We start from the raw sequence: 20,317 nt of genomic DNA, 5'->3' as shown, positions 1-20,317 counted from the left end.
CCAGGCGGTTGGCGCGGCGGTTGAGTTCGGCATAGGTCAGGCGCTGCTGCGCAAATACCAGCGCCGGTGCATCCGGGGTCAGTGCGGCTTGTTGTTCGATCAGCTGATGTACCCACTGTCCTTGCGGGTAGTCACGGGCCGTGGCGTTCCACTGGTACACCCGTCGCTCGCGCTCGGCGGTGTCCAGCATCGCGAGATCCTGCAACGGCAACGCGCTGTTGGCGACCGCAGCGCGCAGCAGGCCAAGCCAATGGCCCATCATGCGCGCCGCCGTGGCGCCGCCGAACAGGTCGGTGGCGTAGGTCAGGGAGGCCCAGAGGCCGTCGCGGGTTTCCTGGGTATCCAGGCTCAAGTCGAACTGCGCGGTCTGGCTGCTCCACTCCAGGTTATCCACGCGCAAACCCGGCAATTGCTGCGCAGCCGCCTGGGTATTGACCTGGTGATTGAACATCACCTGGAACAACGGGTTATGGCTCAGGCTGCGCTCGGGTTGCAGCGCGTCCACCAACTGTTCGAAGGGCAGATCCTGATGAGCCTGGGCTTGGAGGGCACGCCGCTTGGTGTGCTGGAGCAACTCGGCGAACGACATCTGGCCATCGAGGTCGGCCTTAAGCACTTGGGTGTTGACGAAAAAGCCGATCAGCGACTCGGTCTCGACCCGATTGCGGTTGGCAATCGGCACGCCGACACGGATGTCCTGCTGGCCGCTGTAGCGGTACAAAAAGGCCTGGAACGAAGCGAGCAGCAGCATGAACAGCGTCACCCCTTCGCGCTGCGCCAGGGCTTTCACACTTGCCGCCAGGGCCGGCTCCAGGGCGATGTCCAGGCGCGCCCCCCGGTAGCTTTGTTGCGCCGGGCGCGGATGGTCGAACGGCAATTCCAGCACCGGTTGTGTGCCACCCAGCAGCTCATGCCAGTAACCGAGCTGGCGGGCCTTCTCCCCCGCTTCCATCCAACGCCGCTGCCACAGCGCGTAGTCGGCGTACTGGATCGGCAACGGCGCCAGCTCACACTCGAGCCCCTGGCTGTAGGCCGCGTACAGGCGCATCAACTCTTGCACCATCACGCCCATCGACCAACCGTCAGAGACGATATGGTGCTGCACCAGCACCAGCACATGTTCCTCTTCACTCAACGCGAGCAAGCTCACCCGTAGCAGCGGGCCGTGTTGCAGATCGAAGGGCCGTGCGATTTCGGCCTCGACCCGTGCCTTAAGCTGCGCTTCGTCGACCGCGCTTTCGGCGATGTCGACCACGGCGTGAGCCAGCACTTCCTGGGCGCGCTGCTCACCTTCCAGGTGCAACCGCGTGCGCAGACTTTCGTGGCGAGCGACGAGGCCGTCGAAACTGCGTTGCAAGGCCGCCTTGTCCAGACGCCCACTCAGGCGTAGCGCGCCCGGCACGTGGTACGCGGCGCTATGCGGGTCCAGTTGCCAGAGGAACCATTGGCGCTCCTGGGCGTAGGACAGCGGCAGCGCTTCACCGGCCTCGCGGGCCGGGGCAATCGGCAGTTGCCCGAAGCTCATGCCACGGGTTTGCAAACGTTGGTAGAACTGCTGGCGTTGTTCCAGAGGCAGGCGAAGAAAGCGCGACACCAGGTCGATATTAGGGTTGGAAAGCATGGTTCAAATCGCCTCTAGTTCGCTCAAAAAGTCACGAAGATCATCAAAGTCTTCCGCGCTGCCGGCACGGAATGTGGCTGCGGCCTGGACGTAGGCGCGCAGCGTTTCGGTCTGGAACACTTCCACCAGCGGCACTTCCAGGCCCAGTTCGGCCTGGACCCGCGAGGTGATCTGGATCGCCAGCAAGGAATGGCCGCCGACTTCGAAGAAGTTGTCGTTCAGGCCCACGTGCTCAAGGCGCAGCACGTCGGCCCAGATGGCGGCGACCTGCTGCTCCAGCTCGGTTTCCGGCGCCACGTAGTGTTGCTGCAACTGGCTGGCGTCCGGCTCGGGCAGGCCCTTGCGGTCCAGCTTGCCGTTGGGGGTCAGCGGCATCTGCGCGAGGAACATGAAGTGCGCGGGCACCATGTAGTCCGGCAGGCGGGTTTTCAGGGCGCGGCGCAGGGTGTCGCGGAACTCGGTTTCGTTGGCCGGCGGCGCATCGGCGGGCACGACGTAGGCCACCAGTTGCTTGCCGGTCGGGCCGTCGTGGGCCACCACCACGGTTTCGCCGACGCTGTCCTGTTCCCGCAGGCGCGCTTCGATTTCCCCCAGTTCGATGCGGAAACCACGGATTTTCACTTGGTGATCGACGCGACCAAGGTAGTCGACCACGCCATCTGGACGCCCACGGGTCAGGTCGCCACTACGGTACACGCGGCTGCCGGGTTTGCCGAACGGGTCCGGCACGAAGCGTTCGGCGGTGAGCGCCGGACGTTCCAGGTAACCCCGCGCAACGCCCTCGCCGCCCAGGTACAACTCGCCGGCCACGCCAATGGGTTGCAGGTTGAGTTGGGCGTCCAATACGTAGCCGCTGCGATTGCCCAGCAGTGTGCCGATGGGTGCGTAGACGGCGCCGCAAGGGTCGTCTTTACGCGCCTTCCACAGCAACGGCGTGACCACGGTTTCCGTCGGGCCGTAGCCGTTGAACAGATACGTCGGCTTGAGCGCACGCCAGGCCAGGTCGTAACTGGCCTGCGCCACCGCATCGCCGCCGAAGCAGTAGACCCGCACGGCCGGTGGATTGCCGTCGCGTTCGGCATGTTCGGCCAGCTGTTGCAGGTACACCGGTGGGAACACCGCCATGGTCACGTTATGCCGATGCATCTGCGCGTAGGTGTATTCCGGCAGCCACAGGCTGTCATCGCGGATCAGCACGCTGGCGCCGTTGATGAGCGGGTGCATCCAGCCTTCGTGGGAACCGTCGAAGGCGAAGGACATGAAATGCAATTCGCAATCGGCCGGGCTGGTTTCGTAGCGTTCGCCGGTGGCGATGATGTGCGCCACCAAAGGCCCGTGGGAAACCGCCACGCCTTTGGGCATGCCGGTGGAACCGGAGGTGTAGATCACGTAGGCGAGGTTGTCGCCGTCCAATTCAACCCCTGGCGCGGTCTCGGGGTAGTCCTCGGTACGATCAATCGCCAGCACCTCAAGACCCTCGGGAATCGGCAATTGCTGCAAGGCATTGGAATGCGTCAGCAGCAGTTTCGCGCGGCTGTCTTCCATCATGTACAGCAAGCGATCACGCGGGTATTCGATGTCCAGCGGCACATACACGCCACCGGACTTCATCACGCCAAGAAACGCCACAAGACTCTCGGCACAACGCGGCATGGCAATCGCCACTCGCACTTCCGGGCCCACGCCACGGGCGATCAATGCGTGAGCCAGACGGTTCGCCTGACGCTCCAGCTCGCCGTAGCTGAGGGTCTGCGCGTCGAACTTGACCGCCACCGCCTGGGGATTTTCACGGGCGCGGTCGGCGAACAGTTCATGCACCAAGCGGGCGCTGGAGAAGCCGGATTCGCTGCGATCCCACAGTTGCAGAATGTGCTGCTGCTCATCCGCATCCAGCAGGTTCAGTTGGCCAATGCTCTGTTGCTGATCGGCAACCATCGCCTGCAACAGGTTCTGCCAATGCCGCGCCATGCGTGCGATGGTCGGCGCGTCAAACAGGTCGGTGGCGTAGCTCAACGAGGCACGCAGGTGCGCCGCCGACTCTTCAATATCCAGCGTCAGGTCGAACTGGGCGACCGCTTCATCCCACGCGACCGGGCTGATGTCCAACTCGCCCAACCGCTGCAAATGCCCGCCCGCGAGGCTGATGTGGTGGTTGAACGCCACCTGGAACAGCGGGCTCAGGCTGAGGCTGCGTTCCGGTTGCAGCGCTTCCACCAGTTGCTCGAACGGCAGGTCTTGATGGGCCTGGGCGTCGAGGGCGCGCTGTTTGACCTGGGCCAGCAGTTCACGCACGGTGGTGTGCCCGTCGATGTCGGCCTTGAGCACCTGGGTGTTGACGAAAAAGCCAATGAGGCGCTCGGTCTCGACCCGGTTGCGGTTGGCGATGGGCACGCCGACGCGGATGTCCTGCTGGCCGCTGTAGCGGTGCAACAGCACCTGGTAGGACGCCAGCAGCAGCATGAACAGCGTCACGCCTTCGCGCTGGGCCAGGGCTTTGAGACCGTCCAGCAGTGCAGTCGGCAGCGGCACATTGAGGCGCGCGCCACGATGGGTGGGCACCGCCGGGCGCTGGTGATCGAACGGCAGTTCCAGCACCGGCTGTTCGCCGCCGAGCAGTTCACGCCAGTAATCGAGCTGACGGGCCTTCTCCCCCGCTTCCATCCACTGGCGTTGCCACGCCGCGTAGTCGGCGTATTGCACCGCCAGCGCCGGCAGTTGCAGGGTTTGCCCCTGACTGTAGGCGGCGTAGAGCTGCACCAGCTCATCCACCATGACGTGCATCGACCAGCCATCGGAGATGATGTGGTGCTGCACCAGCACCAGCACATGTTCGTCCGCCGCCAGACGCAACAGGCTGACACGCATCAGCGGGCCCTGGCGCAGGTCGAACGGCGCAGTGATGCGCGCCTCGACCAGGGCCTTCAAGCGGGCCTCATCGGCGTCCACCAGCGTGAGTTCGAGCGCCACGTGCGGGCGGATCACTTGCACCGTGCGGTCGGCGTCCTGCTGCAAATGGGTGCGCAGGCTGTCGTGGCGGGCGGCCAGGGTGTCGAAGGCGCGTTGCAAGGCTGCTTGATCCAGCGGGCCCTTGAGGCGCAAGGCGCTGGGCACGTGATAGGCGGCGCTGTGGGGGTCCAGTTGCCAGAGGAACCACTGGCGTTCCTGGGCGTAGGACAGGGCCAGGGGTTGGTCGCGTTCGATGGGTTGGATCTGACTGATCTGCACCTGTGTTTCCCCCAGCGCGCGGACAAAATCGCCAAGCACGGGTTGATCGAACAGGGCTTTCAAGCCCACATCGAGGCCGAGAGCGTGGCGGATGCGCGACACGGCCTGGGTCGCCAGCAGGGAATGCCCGCCCAGTTCGAAGAACTGATCGTTGAGGCCGACCTGCGCCACACCGAGCACCTCGGCCCAGATAGACGCGACCTGTTGTTCGCGCTCGGTGTGCGGCGCGAGGTATTCACGCGCTTGCACGTCGACTGTCGGCAGGGCCTTGCGGTCGAGCTTGCCGTTGGGGCTCAGGGGCATGCGCTCAAGCGCCAGCCACTGTGCCGGGACCATATAGTCCGGCAGGTGCGCGGCCAGATGGGTGCCGAGCACTTCACGCCAATCCTCGGCGGCGTCGTGCAGCACCACGTACGCCACCAGGTATTGGCCATCGACCGCCAGCACAGCGCTCTCGCGCACCGCATCGTGTTCCAGCAGGCGCGCTTCGATTTCCCCCAATTCGATGCGCTGGCCACGCAGTTTGACTTGATGATCGATGCGTCCGGCGTATTCGATCACGCCGTCGTCGCGGTAACGCGCCAGGTCACCCGTGCGGTACAGGCGCTCGCCTTTGACAAACGGATGGGCGATAAAACGCTCGGCGGTCAGCGCCGGGCGACGGTGATACCCGCGCGCCAGGCCGACGCCGCCGAGGTACAACTCGCCCAGCACGCCGACGGGCGCGGGCTCGAAGTGGCTGTCGAGGATGTAGCAACCGAGGTTGGCAATCGGCCGGCCAATCGGCACCGCATCGCGGCCTTCATCGGTGCAGGTCCAGTGGGTCACGTCGATGGCCGCTTCGGTCGGGCCATAGAGGTTATAGAGCCCGGCCTTGGGCAGCTTGGCAAAGACCTGCTGCTGGGCGTCCACCGGCAGCGCTTCACCGCTGCACACGATGCGCTGCAAGGTGTGGCAGGTGGCAACGGTGGGTTCTTGCAGGAACGCCTGCAACATCGATGGCACAAAGTGCAGCGTGGTGATGTGTTCGGCGTCGATCAGGCTGACCAGCTTGGCCGGATCGCGATGATCGCCCGGCGCAGCCACCACCAGGCGTGCGCCGGTCATCAGCGGCCAGAAGAACTCCCACACCGATACGTCGAAGCTGAACGGGGTCTTTTGCAGCACGCTGTCGCTGACGTCCAGCGCGTAGGCTTCCTGCATCCAGTGCAGGCGGTTGGCCAGGGCGGCATGGCGGTTGCCGGCGCCTTTGGGCTGGCCGGTGGAGCCTGAGGTGTAGATCACGTAGGCGAGGTTTTCGCCGTGCAGGTCAATGTTCGGGTTGAGGTCGCTGTAGCCTTCGAAGGTGGATTCGCCCAGCACCAGGGTGTCGAGGGTCGATGGAATCGGCAGCTGCGCCTGCAAATGCGCCTGGGTCAGCAGCAGTTTGACCCCGCTGTCCTCCAGCATGTAGGCCAGGCGTTCGCGTGGGTATTCCGGGTCCAGCGGCACGTAGGCGCCACCGGCCTTGAGCACGGCGAGCAGGCCGACGACCATGTCGATGGAGCGCTCCACTGCCAAGCCGACCAGCACGTCCGGGCCTACACCGGCCTCGATCAAGCGGTGGGCCAGGCGGTTGGCGCGGCGGTTCAGTTCGGCGTAGGTCAGGCGTTGTTGCGCAAACACCAGCGCCGGCGCATCCGGCGTGCGGGCGGCTTGTTCTTCGATCAGTTGATGCACGCAACGTTGCAATGGGTAGTCGCGGGCGGTGGCGTTCCAGGCGTAGACCACCTGTTGGCGTACGGCGGCGGTCAGCGCCGGTACATCCCCCAGGCGCTGAGGTGTTGGCTGGCTCAAGCCGTGCAGCAGGTGCTGGAAGGACTCGGCCAGTTGGCGGATCTCAGCTTCGGCAAACAGCTGCGTATCGAAGCTGAACTCAAACTCCAAACTCGTACCCGCGCCGAGCAAGACGGTGAGCGGATAGTGCGTCTGCTCCAGGTTCTGCACGTTGCTGAAACCAAGCCCAGCGGGCGCGCCATGGGCCAACGCCTCGGACACCGGATAGTTTTCCACCACCAGCAGCGTGTCGAACAGCGCCACACCGCCCGCACCCGCCCAGCGCTGGATGTCGAACAGCGGCGTGTGCTCGTGTTCGCGCAGGCTGAGGTTGAGGGCCTGCACCTGTTGCAACCACTCGCCGACCCACAGTTGCGGGCTCGGCGTGGCAATCACCGGCAAGGTGTTGATGAACAGGCCGACCTGCTGCTCCACCCCCGGCAAACCCGCCGGACGCCCGGAAACGGTAGCACCGAAGGCCACGGTGGCCTGGCCGGTGTGGCGTTGCAGCAACAGCAGCCAGGCCGCTTGCACCAGGGTGTTGAGGGTGACTTTGTGCGACTGCGCAAAAGCTTTGAGCTGCGTGCTGTGCGCCGCGCTCAGGTGCAGGTGTTGGCTGCCCTTGGGCGCTGCAGGCGCCGTCGAGACGCCGCGCGCCAGTTGCGTCGGGGTGTGCAGCGTCGCCAACTGGTCTTTCCAGAACGCTTCGCTGAGGGACGCGTCCTGCGCCTGCAACCAGTCGATGTAGTCACGGTAGTGCCCGTGGATCGCCGGCAAGGGCTGGCCGGCGTAGTGCTGCAAGACTTCGCCGAACAATTGCGCCCGGCTCCAGCCATCCAGCAGGATGTGGTGGTTGGTGTAGATCAGATGGAAACGGTCGGGGCCGGTGCGCACCAGTTTCAGGCTGAGCAGCGGCGCCTGTTCCAGCACAAAACCCTGGGCGCGGGTGGCTTCGCTCAACTCGTCCAACGCCGCTTGCTGATCGGGGCGTGCCTGCCAGTCGTATTCGGCGAATGGCAAGGCCACCTCGCGGTAGACCGCTTGCAAGGCTTGCGCCTGCGCGTCCTGCCAGATGAACCCGGTGCGCAGCATGTCGTGGCGGGCCAGCACCTGTTCCCAGGCCCGCTGGAAGCGCGGCACGTCGAGGCCGTGGATATCGGCACGCAGCTGGCTGACGTAGATGTCGTCCTGGCCTTGCTGGTACAGGCTGTGGAACAGCATGCCCTGTTGCATCGGCGACAGCGGGTACAGGTCCTGCACGCCACGGGGAGCCAGTGCCAACTCATCCAGTTGCGCCTGGGTCAGGCGGGCCAGGGGCACATCGGCCGGAGTCAGGCCGCCGTGTTGCGGGTCGAGGCAGTGGGCGATCAACGCCAGCAGTTCCTGCTGGTAATCATCGGCCAGGCGTTGAATGGTCGAAACCTGGAACATCTCGCGGCTGAAACCCCAGCTCAGGCTCAGTTCACCGCCGTACACCTGCCCTTCCAGCGTCAGCCAGTTGGCCAGCGGCGCCTCGGCGTCCTGGGCCTGGCCGCTGCCTTGTGTGGCAGGGACGAACAGCGCGGACGCGTCGAACTGCCGGTCGAACTGCCCCAGGTAGTTGAAGGTGATGCGCGGCGGCGCCAGGCCCGCCAGGGCTTCGCGGGATTCAGGCGTGCCCAGGTAGCGCAGCAAGCCGTAGCCCAGGCCCTTGTCGGGCACTGCACGCAGTTGTTCCTTGACCGCCTTGATCGCGCTCGACAATTCCCCTTCGGCCTGCAAACGCACGGGGAACAGGCTGGTGAACCAGCCGACGGTGCGGCTCAGGTCGACGCCATCGAACAGGTCTTCGCGACCATGGCCTTCCAGCTGGATCAGTGCCGCGTGCTGGCCGCTCCAACGGCTGAGCACCCGCGCCAGTGCGGTCAGCAACAGGTCGTTGACCTGGGTGCGGTAGGCCGCCGGGGCGTCTTGCAGCAGTTGCCGGGTGTGTTCGGCGTCGAGGCGGATTTCGAGCTTGTCGCCCAGGCGGTTTTGCAGGCCGCCCTGGGGGTTGTCACACGGCAGGTCGGCGTCGACCGACTGCGCCTGCCAGTACGGCAGTTGCGCGTCGAGGCTGTGCGCATGGGCTTGCAACTGCTGCGCCCAGGTTTGATAGGCGCTGGTTTTTGCCGGCAAGGCGACTCTGTTGTAAGCCTGTTGCAGGTCTTCCAGCAGGATGCGCCACGACACGCCGTCGACCACCAGGTGATGGACTACCAACAGCAGGCGCTGGCTGCCATCGGCCAACGTGATCAAGGCGGCACGCAGCAGCGGGCCGTGTTCCAGGTCGAGGCTGCGCTGGGCTCTATCGCACAGGGCGGCCAGTTCGGCATCGCTGCTGGCGTGGGATTGCCACAACGCCGCGTCGGTGACGGCTGCGCCATGGCTTTGCTGCCAGCCATCGACCTGCCGGGCGAAGCGCAGGCGCAAGGCGTCGTGATGGTTAATCACCTGGGTCAACGCCGCTGCAAGGCGCACAGGCTCCAGGGCCTCGCGCGGGGTCAACAGCAGCGACTGGTTCCAGTGCTGACGCGCCGGGATCGCCTGGGCGAAGAAGCCGTGCTGCACCGGGGTGAGGATCACGTCGCCGCTGACCGGGCCTTGATCGATCAGCGCGGCCTGCTCGAAGCTCGCCACCCGCGCCAGGCTGCGCACGCTCTGGTACTGGAACAGGTCGCGCGGGCTGAGACGAATCCCCGCCTGCCGGGCACGGCTGACCACCTGGATGGAGATGATCGAGTCGCCGCCCAGTTCGAAGAAGTTGTCGTCCAGGCCGACTTGCGCGAGGCCCAGCACATCGCGCCAGATCGCGGCCAAAGCGCTTTGCAGCGGGTTTTGCGGGGCGCTGTAGGCCTGTTGCGGCGCGACGTCCGGCAGGGGCAGCGCCTTGCGGTCGAGCTTGCCGTTGGCGGTCACCGGCAGCTTGGCCAGGGCGATGAAGTGGGTCGGCACCATGTATTCCGGCAGGCTGCCGAGCAGCCAGGCCTTGAGGTCGGCGGGCTCATCATTCTCGTGGACGAGGTAAGCGACCAACTGTTTGCCGCCTTGCACCAGCACCACGGCTTCACGCACCGAGGGATGCTGCATCAGGCGCGTCTCGATTTCACCGAGCTCGATGCGCAGGCCGCGCAGCTTGACCTGATGGTCGAGGCGGCCAAGGTATTCGATGACGCCGTCGGCGCGTTGGCGCACGCGGTCGCCGGTGCGGTACAGGCGCTCGCCCGCCAAGAACGGGCTCGGCACAAAGCGCTCGGCGGTCAACGCCGGACGCCGGTGATAACTGCGGGCCAGGCCCGTGCCGCCCAGATACAGCTCGCCGGATATGCCGGCCGGCACCGGGTTGAGCTGGGCGTCGAGCACGTAGGTGGCGAGGTTGGCGATGGGCCGGCCGATGGGCACGCTGTCGGCGCCTTCATCGATGCAGGTCCAGTGGGTGACGTCGATGGCGGCTTCGGTGGGGCCATAGAGGTTGAACAAGCCGGCCTGGGGCAGCTTGGCGAAGACCTGGGTTTGCGCATCCAGCGGCAAGGCTTCGCCGCTGCACACGATGCGCTTGAGGCGGGTGCAGGCGTGCACGCCAGGCTCATGGATAAACGCCTGCAGCATCGACGGCACAAAGTGCAAGGTGGTGATGCCGTGGTGGCCGATGGTCTCGATCAGGCGCGCCGGCTCGCGGTGTTCGCCAGGGGCGGCGACCACCAGGCGGGCGCCGGTCATCAGCGGCCAGAAGAACTCCCACACCGACACGTCAAAGCTGAACGGGGTTTTCTGCAGGACCGCATCACTGTCGTCCAGCGCGTAGGCCTGCTGCATCCAGCACAAGCGGTTGACCAGCGCGCGATGGCTGTTGCCGGCGCCCTTGGGTTTACCGGTGGAGCCCGAGGTGTAGATCACATAGGCGAGGTTCAGCGCCTGGATGGCCACGGCGGGCGATTCGGTGCTGTAGCCGTCGAGCTCGTTTGCGGGCTGGTCCAGGGCAATCACCCGGATGCCTGCGGTGGGCAGTTGCGCCAGCAGGCTGTGCTGGCTGAGCAGCAGCGTGATGCCGCTGTCTTCGATCATGTAGGCCAGGCGTTCCTCGGGATACTCCGGGTCCAGCGGCACATAGGCGCCGCCCGCCTTGAGAATGGCGAGCAGGCCTACCACCATGTCGATGGAACGCTCGATGCAGATACCCACCAGCACGTCCGGGCCGACGCCGTTCTCGCGCAGCAGGTTGGCCAACCGGTTCGCGCGGGCGTCGAGTTGGGCGTAGGTCAGCGTGGTGCTGGCGAACGTCAGCGCCGGGGCATCCGGGGTGCGTTGCACCTGGTCTTCGATCAGGTGATGGATGCCGCGCTCGGTCGGATAGGCCTCGGCGGTGTGGTTCCAGGCGACGACCTGCGCGTGGCGGTCCTCGGCGCTGAGCATCGGCAACTCGCCAATGCGTTGCTCGCCATCGGCGACCATAGCGTGCAGCAGGCTGATCCAGTGTTCGGCCATGCGCGCGATGGAGGGCGCGTCAAACAGGTCGTTGGCGTAGGTCAGCGCCGCATGCAGGGTGCCGGACTTTTCGTAGGTGTCGAGGGTCAGGTCGAACTGGGTGGTGCGGCCCTGCCATTCCACCAAGGCCAGCTCCAGGCCAGAGGCGGTGCGGATGTTGGTGATATCCGCGACCAGCGGCTGGTGGTTGTACATCACCTGGAACAGCGGCGTATGGCTGAGGCTGCGCTCGACTTTCAGCGCTTCCACCAGGCGCTCGAACGGCAACTCCTGATGATCCTGGGCGCCCAGCGCGTGTTCCTTGATGCCTTGCAGCAACTCGCCGACACGGGTCTGCCCGCTGAGTTCGGTGCGCAGCACCTGGGTGTTGACGAAGAAACCGATCAGGCCTTCGACTTCACTGCGGTTGCGGTTGGCGATGGGCACACCGATACGGATATCGCCCTGGCCGGTGTAGCGATGCAACAGCACGTTGAAGGCGCCGAGCAGCAACATGAACAGGGTGACGTTGTGCTGTTGCGCACAGTTGCGGAGTTGTGCGGCCAGCGCGGGGTCGATCGCGAAGTTGTGCCGCGTGCCCTGGTAGCTGGGCATGGCCGGGCGCGAGCGGTCGGTGGGCAATTCCAGCACCGGGTGTTCGTCGCCCAGGCGCGCCTGCCAGTAGTCGAGCTGGCGCGCCTGCTCTCCCGCTTCCAGCCAGCGGCGCTGCCACAGGGCGTAGTCGCTGTATTGGATCGGCAACGGCGGCAGTTGCGGCGCTTCGTTGCGTTCATGGGCGTCGTAGAGGCGGATGAATTCGTCGATCAGCACGTTCATCGACCAGCCATCGGAAACGATGTGGTGCAAGGTCAGCAACAGCACGTGTTCTTGCGTGTCGAGCTTGAGCAGTTGCACGCGCAGCAGCGGGCCGTGCTCCAGGTCGAACGGTTGCAGCGATTGTGCGGTCGCGGCGGCATTGACGGCGGGCTCGCGCTCGGCGGCAGGCAAGGTACTGAAATCCAGGTGGTCGATGACCAGCGAAGTCGGCGCGGCGACTTGCAGCAGGCGCTCATCGGCCTGGCGCTGGAACACGGTGCGCAAGGTTTCGTGCCGCGCCACCAGGCTGGCGAACGCCTGTTCCATGGCCTCCAGGCTCAGCGCGCCCTTGAGCCGCACTGCGCCCGGCAAGTTATAGGCGCCACTGGCCGGGTCCAATTGCCACAGAAACCACATGCGCTGCTGCGCGTAGGACAGCGCCTGGCGATCCTCCGTCTCCACGCCTGCCGGGATCGGAAACCTTGAAAAATCCACGCCTTCTTTCTGCAAGGCTTGCAGGAACAGTTGGCGTTTTTCCAGGGGCAACCCGATAAACCGGCGAGCAAGTTTCAAGGAGTCTTCAGCATTCATTTCTTGGAGTCCGGGGCAATAGGCGGGAAGCACAAAGGCACGTCGTCCCTATAAAACGAACCGGAGAGGGAAAAATTAGCGCGGGGAAGAAGGCCTGTAGCCGGGTGTCATCAAGGGTTACATCAATCCTGGGAAAGGCCGGCGAAGCCGAGCTAGCATTGACGAACACCACTTTTTGCAACTACATTTAGTCGCACGCAGGGAACGCCGTGTCCAAAAATGAAAAGCTGCTCGCCAAACTGCTCAACGAACACATGACATTCACTTGGCCCGATCTCGTGACGCTGCTGCGGCGGCTGGGCTACACACAGATCGAAGGGGCCGGAAGCCGCGTCAAATTCGATATCGGCGACCCGACGGCAATGATCACATTGCACAAGCCTCACCCCGGCAACGAACTGAAACACTACATTCGGCGCCAGATCATCGAACAATTGAAATCAGGAGACCTGATTCAGTGAACAACCAACTGAAACACAAAGGCTACATCGGCTCTATCGAAGCCAGCCTCGAAGACAACTGCCTGTTCGGCAAGATGCTGTTTATCAAGGCACTGGTCAGCTACGAAGGGAAAACCGTCGCCGAGTTGTACGCGGCCTTTCGCGAGGCGGTGGACGACTATCTCGCCACGTGCCAAACCCTTGGGCAAACGCCCGAAAAACCGTGCAAGGGATCGTTCAACGTTCGGGTCGGCCATGACCTGCATTTGGCAGCGGCCCTGGCGGCGACCCGCAAAAAAGTCACACTCAATGATCTGACACGCCAAGCATTGAACGAGTTTTTACAACATCACTGCGCGGAGCCGTTCCCAACGACTGGCTGACTACCCCAACCGCCGATACCCCAGCACCGCTGACCCCAACACCAGCAGCCCCGCCACCAACGCCACCCAGAACCCGCTGGTGGCGCCAAAGTGGTCGATCATCCAGCCGGAGCTGGCAGCGCCAATGGCCACGCCGATGCTCAGGCCAGTAATCAGCCAGGTCATGCCTTCGGTCAGGCGGCTGGGTGGGACGATGCGCTCCACCAGGGCCATGGACACGATCAGGGTCGGTGCGAAGAACAGGCCGGAGATAAAGATCGCCACGGCCAGGCCAGGGATGTTGGTCACCAGCAACAACGGCAAGGTGGTCAACGCCGTGGCCACGCCGCAGCACAGAAACTGCTTGGGCAGCGGCGCCTTGAGCTTGAGCGTGCCAAAGGCCAACCCCGCCAGGCACGAGCCGATGGCGTACACCGACAGTACGATGCTCGCCGCCGCCGGCTGGCCCTGGTGCTGGGCGAAGGCCACGCTGACCACGTCCACCACGCCGACGATCACGCCCATGGCCAGCAGCAGGATCATCAGGATCAGCACCGAGGGCGACGCGATCAACCAACCGCTGTGGTGATCGTGGTGCGCATGCACGGGCGGCTCGGTTTCGCGCTGCAGCACAAAGGTGGTGACCCCCACCGCCAACAACAACGCGGCGACCAACGGCCCGGCTTCCGGGAACAGCACCACGCTCAGGCCCACCGAGATCGGCGGGCCGATGATAAAGCACACTTCATCCAGTACCGATTCCAGGGCAAACGCCGTTTGCAGTTGTGGTTGCCCGCGGTACAACTCGGTCCAGCGCGCCCGCACCATGGCTGACATATTCGGCATGCAGCCGGCCAGGGCGGCGAACAGGAACAACGTCCAGCTCGGCGCCTGCAAACGGGTGCACAGCAGCACCATCAACAAACCGCCACCACCGATCAACGCGGCGATGGGCAGCACCCGGCCCTGGCCGTAACGGTCCACCAACCGCGAAACCTGCGGCGCACAAAACGCCGTGGCCAACGCAAACACCGCCGCCACCGAGCCCGCCAGGCCATAGCCGCCGTGCACCTGGGCGAGCATGGTAATCAGGCCGATGCCGGTCATCGACACCGGCATGCGCGCAAGCATGCCGGCCAGTACAAAAGCCCGGGCGCCTGGAACCTGGAACAACGCGGCGTAGGGGTTTGCCATCTCTCTTGACCTCTTCCTCTGTGCCTTGGGGCTTGCCATCTGAAGCCAGCAAGGCAAAATACATACGGTGCGTATGTGGCGAATCATGCTTAACATACGCAGCGTATGTCAATCACTCACTTGCCCATAACGAGCCACCCCATGAGCCGAGCCCGCGCTGAAATGATCGAAGACACCCGTGCCCGGCTGATCGCCAGCGCCCGCCAGGCGTTCGCCACACAAGGGTATGCCAACACCTCGATGGACGACTTTACCGCCCGCGCCGGGCTGACCCGTGGTGCTTTGTACCATCACTTCGGTGACAAGAAAGGTCTGTTGGCCGCCGTGGTCGCGCAACTCGACAGCGAGATGGATACGCGCTTGCAGCACATCACCGACCACGCCACAGACTCCTGGGCCGGTTTTTGCGAACGCTGCCGAACGTACCTGGGCATGGCCCAGGATGGCGAGATCCAGCGCATCGTATTGCAAGACGCCCCGGCGGTGCTGGGAGAGACCGGTTCCCAGCAACACTGCGTGGCCTCCCTGCACCAGCTGCTGGAAGCCTTGATGCAGGCCGGGGTGATCCACCCGGTTCCGAGCCAGGCGCTGGCTCAGTTAATCAATGGCAGCCTGGTCAGCACTGCGCTGTGGATCGCCCGCGATGAAAACCCGGACGCGCGCCTGGCAGAAGGCTTGCTGGGCCTGGAGCAACTGCTGCGCGGCCTGAAACTCACACCAAACGCGTAATCTGCTTATGCCGCCACACCAGCCGGTAATACGCGACCTGCAACCCGAGCATCGCCAGGTAGGTCACCGGAAACGCCATCCACACGCCTTCCAGGCCGAAGTGCGCGTTGAACAGGTACGCCATCGGCAACTCCACGCACAGCACGCAGAAGATCGAGATCGCCACCGGCATCAACACCACGCCGCTGGCGCGCATGATGCCGCCGACCACCGCCTGGAAACCGAACACCAGGATGCTCCACAGCATGATATGCAGCAGGTGCTCGGCGTTGACCCGCGCCGTGTCGTCGGTGATGAACAAACCCAGTAGCCAGTGCGACAGCCCATAGCCGAGCACGATCAGGCCACCTGTAAGGCAGGTGTTTATCAGCAGCCCGGTGCGCAGGATCGGCCCGATACGCTCCAGGCGCCCTGCGCCAATGGCCTGGGCACCGAGGATCGACGCAGTGATGGCAATCGACAGCGCCGGGAACTGCACGTAATTGACGATCTGCGTCACCGCACCATAGGCCGCCGTCGCCTGGGAGCCGTGGCCGTTGACCAGGGCGAGGATGACCAGTTCCGACAGCGACAGCACCACCATCTGTAAGCCGGTAGGCAGGCCGATGCGCAGGACTTTGCCGAGGATCACGCGGTCCAGGCGCAAGGCCGCGAGCAGTTCGCGGTCGGGCGCCATCACATGCTTTTTATGGCGCAGGCGCAGGATCAGAAACAACATGGCCAAGGCGTTGCCCACCAGCCCGGCGAACACCGCACTCTGGATGCCCATGGGCGGCAGGCCGATCCAGCCGCGAATCAGCGCCGGGGTCAGCAACAAGCCCACCAGGGTGGAAACCACCAGCGCCAGCAGCGGCGAAACCGTGTCGCTGACCCCGCGCAACAACTGGGTATACAGGATAAAAACCAGCAGCAGCGGCATGATTAACATCATCATCTGCGCATAGCCCACCGCATCGTCCAACACGTCAATCGGCGTGCCCAATGCTTGCAACGCCGGGCGCGCAAACAGGCTGCCGAGCACCGCCGCGACCACGCCCACCAACGCGCCCAGGGTCAGGGTGGCGCCGGTTATCACCTTGACCAACCCAGTCTCCTGCGCGCCCCAGGCCTGGCCGATCAGCACCGAAGCACCGGCCCCCAGGCCAATCACCAGGGCAATAAAGAAAAACACAATGGGGAACATCCCCGACACCGCCGCCAGCGCCTGGGTGCCGAGCATTTGCCCGACATAGATGCCGTTGAGCGTGCCGGAAAAGCTTTGCAGGAAGTTGGACAGCACCATCGGTGCCAGAAAGATCAGGTAGATCTGCCACAACGGCCGTTGCTGGGTGACTTCCATGGGGGTTCGAATCCGTGAATTAGGGTTGGGCGGCAAAGGCATTGCGCGACAGCCAGGCCAGGTACGTCTGCACGTCCAGCGGCCAGTGCGCGATCTTGTGGGCAAAGTCTGCGGCGTCCCCGGCAAACAGCGCGCGCGAGGCATCTTCAAAACCGGGCAGGTTGCCACCGATGGCACTCATGAAACGATAGCTGGCCTCCTTGGCCTGGCGTATCTGATCGCGGGAGGCGTGCACGTTGCGAGCGTCATCCACCAACCGGCGCAACGCGGCGGAGGCGCCACCCCGTTGCTGACCCAGCCATTCCCAGTGGCGTGGCAACAAGGTGACTTCGCGCGCGACCACGCCCAGCTTTGGCCGCCCTACCGAAGGAGCGGCGGGCGGCTCGTCAGCCGCCACGGCCTGCGCTGGCTGATCCGGCGCATAACCCGCCGGCCAGGGGTAATCGACCTGGGTGCCAGTGACATCATCGAATACCAGGAAACTGCCGGTGGCCAGGTCAAGGCCTGACAGCGTGTGGGCCACATCGGCGTAGGAACCCGCCGCCACGCGTTGATGGCTGACGAAGGCGGTGCACAGGGGAATGTTTGACGTAGACATTGATTATCACCCGGGTGTTATTTGTTTTACCCGGGTTATATTAATCGAAATTTTGCAGCTTGCAAGTGCATTGACGCAGACGCGGAGCGTCAAGGGCTGCATTACCACGCAGAGCGTGGGAACGATCATCAGTGCGGAGTAATCGGCAGTGCGCGTTTGTGGGTGGTGTTGGCATACGCGGTTTCCACGATTCCCCTCACCCGCTCGCTCACCGGTTGCCCCATGAGGTAGGCGTCGATCTCTGCGTAGGTGCAGCCGTAGGCGTGTTCATCCAACTTGCCCGGCAGCAATTCTTCCAGGTCGGCGGTCGGGTGTTTGTGCACCAGGGTGTCCGGCGCGCCCAGGGCCGTGGCCAGCAGGCGCACTTGGGTTTTGGTCAGGCCGGACAGCGGCGCGAGGTCGCAGGCGCCATCGCCGAATTTGGTGAAAAAACCCATCAGCGCTTCGGCGCCATGGTCGGTGCCGACGACCAGGCCGTGGTGCAGGTTGGCCACGGCGTATTGCGCGATCATCCGCGTACGTGCCTTGACGTTGCCTTTGATGAAGTCGACGTGGGCGGCACTGGCAGCGATGTTTAGGGTGTCGAGCTGGTACAGAATGGATAAAGCGTTGCCTACGAAGCCGGCGAATACCGCGCGCTGGTTGCCCAGCGACGGCAAGCCGAACCAGCCATGGCGAATTATCGAGAATCACCCTACGGCATACCTATACGGTGCAGGGAGAGTATCTGATCGCTCCTACGCTCTATGAGGATATGAGCAACCCCGCAGACCCCACGCTTACGTGCGTCGAGCAGCCCGAACAGCCATGGAAACTTGCAATTCTCCCGATCATCGCTGAGGCCCAGGCACAGCATGATCCGAATTCGCGGTTGGGTTGTAGCAACGAACTCCAGAAATAGGTTTCCGACCATCGGTCAGTACTTACGCACTCGTTGTGGTTCACCGCGGCAGCGCTAATTGCCTCAAACAGGCTAGATAGAGCAATTCACGCATGCTGAGAGGGACACTTATCGGAGGCATTACTTTTTGGTACCTGTTAAAAATGACAGTTGCAGCAGCACCCACTCTAGGATCAACTCATTTCCAATACCAGCACACAGAGCTTATATACGGTGTAAAAACAACCTCCTAGGGATGGACTGACTATGCGCTTGATGTATCGGTACACACTCGCTGCCTTAATGCTGACTAACGCATCAATGGCCAATGCAGCAATGTTCGTTGATTACGTCCATGTAGCCGGGGCTCAGTGTATTGGGACCTCCATTAACGACAGCGGCCAAGCCGTCGGCAACTGTCTTCTCCCAAGTGCCAGCGCAAACAATGTACCGTGGGTTGCCACTGCACCAGGAGGTTCTCTGCAACCGCTTGCTGCGTTGGTTTCAGGACAACCATGCAGAGTCGGAGGCATTACCAATAGTGGCTGGATAGTGGGCGACTGCTCTGATGCCTCCAATATTGAGTTTTCTGTGATCTGGTCCACTAGCAATCCCGGTACTACCCCGACAAAGCTTAATCCTTTACCAAGAACCCTTCTCTTTCCGTTGCTGAGACCAGCCGACGTCCAAACTCATGCCATTACGCTGAGTCAACAGGGCGCCGTCTTGGCGCAAAGTATCAGCGCCAGCGGCAATCAAACGGTAGTGCTGTATATCCCTGGGAGCGGAACACCGATACGTATTTCAACGTTCGGTGACAACTGCGCCGGGATTGATGTAAACAGCACCCTGATTTATGGTTACCCGAGTTTGCTCATGAACTGCCTGGGCACTAACGCCAAACCTGTTCCAACTGTCGCGACACGTGGTGTGAGCGGATATAACCTCAACGTGTTACCTGTGCCCACAGACGCCAGTTACTGCTTGGCGGCTGGGATGAATGATCAAAGTCAGATCGTAGGTACCTGCGTTTTCCCCGACTCGGACGATCACGTCCCACAAACGGCTTTCTGGGCCACACCTTCCAGTCTACCCAAACTGCTGACGTTACCCCTGAACGCAAAAAACCAAGGTATCGCAATCAATAACGCCGGGCATATATTGGCTCGACGCGGTGACTCAACCGGCATCCCACAGAATCTATTCTGGGGAGATCCTAAGGACAGTTTTGGCATCCGTCCGATTGTGCCACTGCCAGGAAGCATCACCACCAAAGCCGTGGATTTTGCACACAACGACACTATCGTTTTGACCTGCGAAAACAGCGCGCAATACACCACAGCCTGCACTTGGACACCTGATGAAGGCACCCAGGCATTGGCGCCCATAAATGGCGGACTAAAAAGTCAACTAACTAGTATCTCCCCTACTGGAAAGTTTGTTGTTGGGGGAACAACAGACACTGCGCAAAACATAAACGCTGCCGCCGCAACGTTGTTCTGAACATGTAAACACGTGCAGATGTATTACTTATGGAGATCCTCAATGACTCGCATCACACACAAACGGCTTAGATCAGGGGCTTTATTTATTTCAATGCTGGGATTTCTAACCGTTGTTACGGAAGCACAAGCAATTATTGACTTCTCACAACCAAATACTTTTCGCAGCATACTAAATGGACGAATACAAGTTAATGCACTTGCCAACGTAATAAATGAAGGAACATTTATCGGGGAGACGAGTGCATTAAATTTTCCAACGGCATTCAAAGCCCAAGACAAATCACAAGCGGGCGGGGGGCTTATGAACCCGTCATTATCAGAACTTCGAGATTTTTAAAGTCTATTTTTTACATGCCAAACTAAACTCACGACTTGGCGACTATTGCCGTTGATGTTCTTTGGCGATGATTTCAGCGCACTGGAGGTAACCACGATTTATCCGCTGGCGCGGCCGGTGTTGAAGACCAGTGTTCGCCAGCGGTTGTTGAAGCTGGCTGAGGCGGGGTATTTGCGGGAGACGGGGCGCAAGAAGCCCGGGGACGGTGGGCGGCCGCAGGCGACGGTCGCGGTTTTGAAGCCTGGGGAGGTTTATTTTTTTGATCGGAGTTTTGCGGAGTAGTGGTTTGGTGGGGTACATATCCGTTTCTTGGGTAACGGCCACTTAGGGTTCCGCCCTTACGGCGGCTCACTTTGGAAAAGCCCCAAAGTAAGCAAAGGGCT

Annotated in this window: 10 protein-coding genes and 2 pseudogenes; 6 read left to right on the top strand and 6 right to left on the bottom strand. The window is 62.8% G+C overall.

Annotation, left to right across the window (positions count from 1 at the left end):
• Positions 1 to 1,621 (bottom strand): condensation domain-containing protein (locus tag NUV89_RS17770; protein ID WP_257782337.1); only part of this gene is annotated, 1,621 nt, incomplete at its 3' end.
• A 3-nt stretch (positions 1,622 to 1,624) separates the two neighbouring features.
• Positions 1,625 to 12,550 carry a non-ribosomal peptide synthase/polyketide synthase gene (locus NUV89_RS17765; protein WP_257782336.1) on the bottom strand — a complete coding sequence of 3,642 codons (10,926 nt, stop codon included), beginning with the start codon at positions 12,548 to 12,550 and terminating at the stop codon, positions 1,625 to 1,627.
• 209 nt (positions 12,551 to 12,759) lie between these two features.
• Here NUV89_RS17765 and NUV89_RS17760 point away from each other — a divergent pair, with 209 nt between their 5' ends.
• Positions 12,760 to 13,011: a type II toxin-antitoxin system HicA family toxin gene (locus NUV89_RS17760; RefSeq protein ID WP_257782335.1), complete on the top strand. Its 252-nt coding sequence runs from the start codon at positions 12,760 to 12,762 to the stop codon at positions 13,009 to 13,011.
• Entirely contained in the window at positions 13,008 to 13,373 is a 366-nt protein-coding gene (locus NUV89_RS17755) for a type II toxin-antitoxin system HicB family antitoxin (RefSeq protein ID WP_257782334.1), read from the top strand. The genes NUV89_RS17760 and NUV89_RS17755 overlap by 4 nt, the downstream gene beginning before the upstream one ends.
• On the opposite strand, the gene NUV89_RS17750 is transcribed toward NUV89_RS17755, so the two are convergent.
• On the bottom strand, positions 13,374 to 14,546 hold the full coding sequence (locus NUV89_RS17750; protein ID WP_257782333.1) for an MFS transporter: 1,173 nt from the start codon (positions 14,544 to 14,546) through the stop codon (positions 13,374 to 13,376). It lies immediately after the preceding gene.
• A 141-nt stretch (positions 14,547 to 14,687) separates the two neighbouring features.
• Here NUV89_RS17750 and NUV89_RS17745 point away from each other — a divergent pair, with 141 nt between their 5' ends.
• Positions 14,688 to 15,275: a TetR/AcrR family transcriptional regulator gene (locus NUV89_RS17745; RefSeq protein WP_257782332.1), complete on the top strand. Its 588-nt coding sequence runs from the start codon at positions 14,688 to 14,690 to the stop codon at positions 15,273 to 15,275.
• Here NUV89_RS17745 and NUV89_RS17740 read toward each other — a convergent pair.
• The 3 genes and pseudogenes from NUV89_RS17740 to nadE all read right to left on the bottom strand — a co-directional run.
• Positions 15,259 to 16,614 carry an MATE family efflux transporter gene (locus NUV89_RS17740; protein WP_257782331.1) on the bottom strand — a complete coding sequence of 452 codons (1,356 nt, stop codon included), beginning with the start codon at positions 16,612 to 16,614 and terminating at the stop codon, positions 15,259 to 15,261. The two genes, NUV89_RS17745 and NUV89_RS17740, sit on opposite strands and share 17 nt — an antisense overlap.
• 19 nt (positions 16,615 to 16,633) lie before the next feature.
• Positions 16,634 to 17,212, bottom strand: a complete 579-nt coding sequence (locus NUV89_RS17735; RefSeq protein ID WP_257782330.1) for a DUF2239 family protein — start codon at positions 17,210 to 17,212, stop codon at positions 16,634 to 16,636.
• 128 nt (positions 17,213 to 17,340) lie between these two features.
• Positions 17,341 to 17,799 (bottom strand): annotated as a pseudogene (gene nadE, locus NUV89_RS17730) (NAD(+) synthase); the annotation flags it as partial.
• 560 nt (positions 17,800 to 18,359) lie between these two features.
• Here nadE and NUV89_RS17725 point away from each other — a divergent pair.
• The 3 genes and pseudogenes from NUV89_RS17725 to NUV89_RS17715 all read left to right on the top strand — a co-directional run.
• On the top strand, positions 18,360 to 19,595 hold the full coding sequence (locus NUV89_RS17725; RefSeq protein ID WP_257782329.1) for a hypothetical protein: 1,236 nt from the start codon (positions 18,360 to 18,362) through the stop codon (positions 19,593 to 19,595).
• A 42-nt stretch (positions 19,596 to 19,637) separates the two neighbouring features.
• On the top strand, positions 19,638 to 19,934 hold the full coding sequence (locus NUV89_RS17720; protein ID WP_257782328.1) for a hypothetical protein: 297 nt from the start codon (positions 19,638 to 19,640) through the stop codon (positions 19,932 to 19,934).
• 45 nt (positions 19,935 to 19,979) lie between these two features.
• Positions 19,980 to 20,216, top strand: a pseudogene (locus tag NUV89_RS17715) (NUDIX hydrolase); the annotation flags it as partial.
• Positions 20,217 to 20,317 lie beyond the last annotated feature (101 nt).

Origin of the sequence: Pseudomonas sp. 18.1.10 (assembly GCF_024655625.1) — a bacterium.
GTDB lineage: Bacteria > Pseudomonadota > Gammaproteobacteria > Pseudomonadales > Pseudomonadaceae > Aquipseudomonas.
The sequence above is the reverse complement of the archived record's forward strand: the minus strand, read 5'-3'. Positions and strand labels throughout refer to the sequence as shown.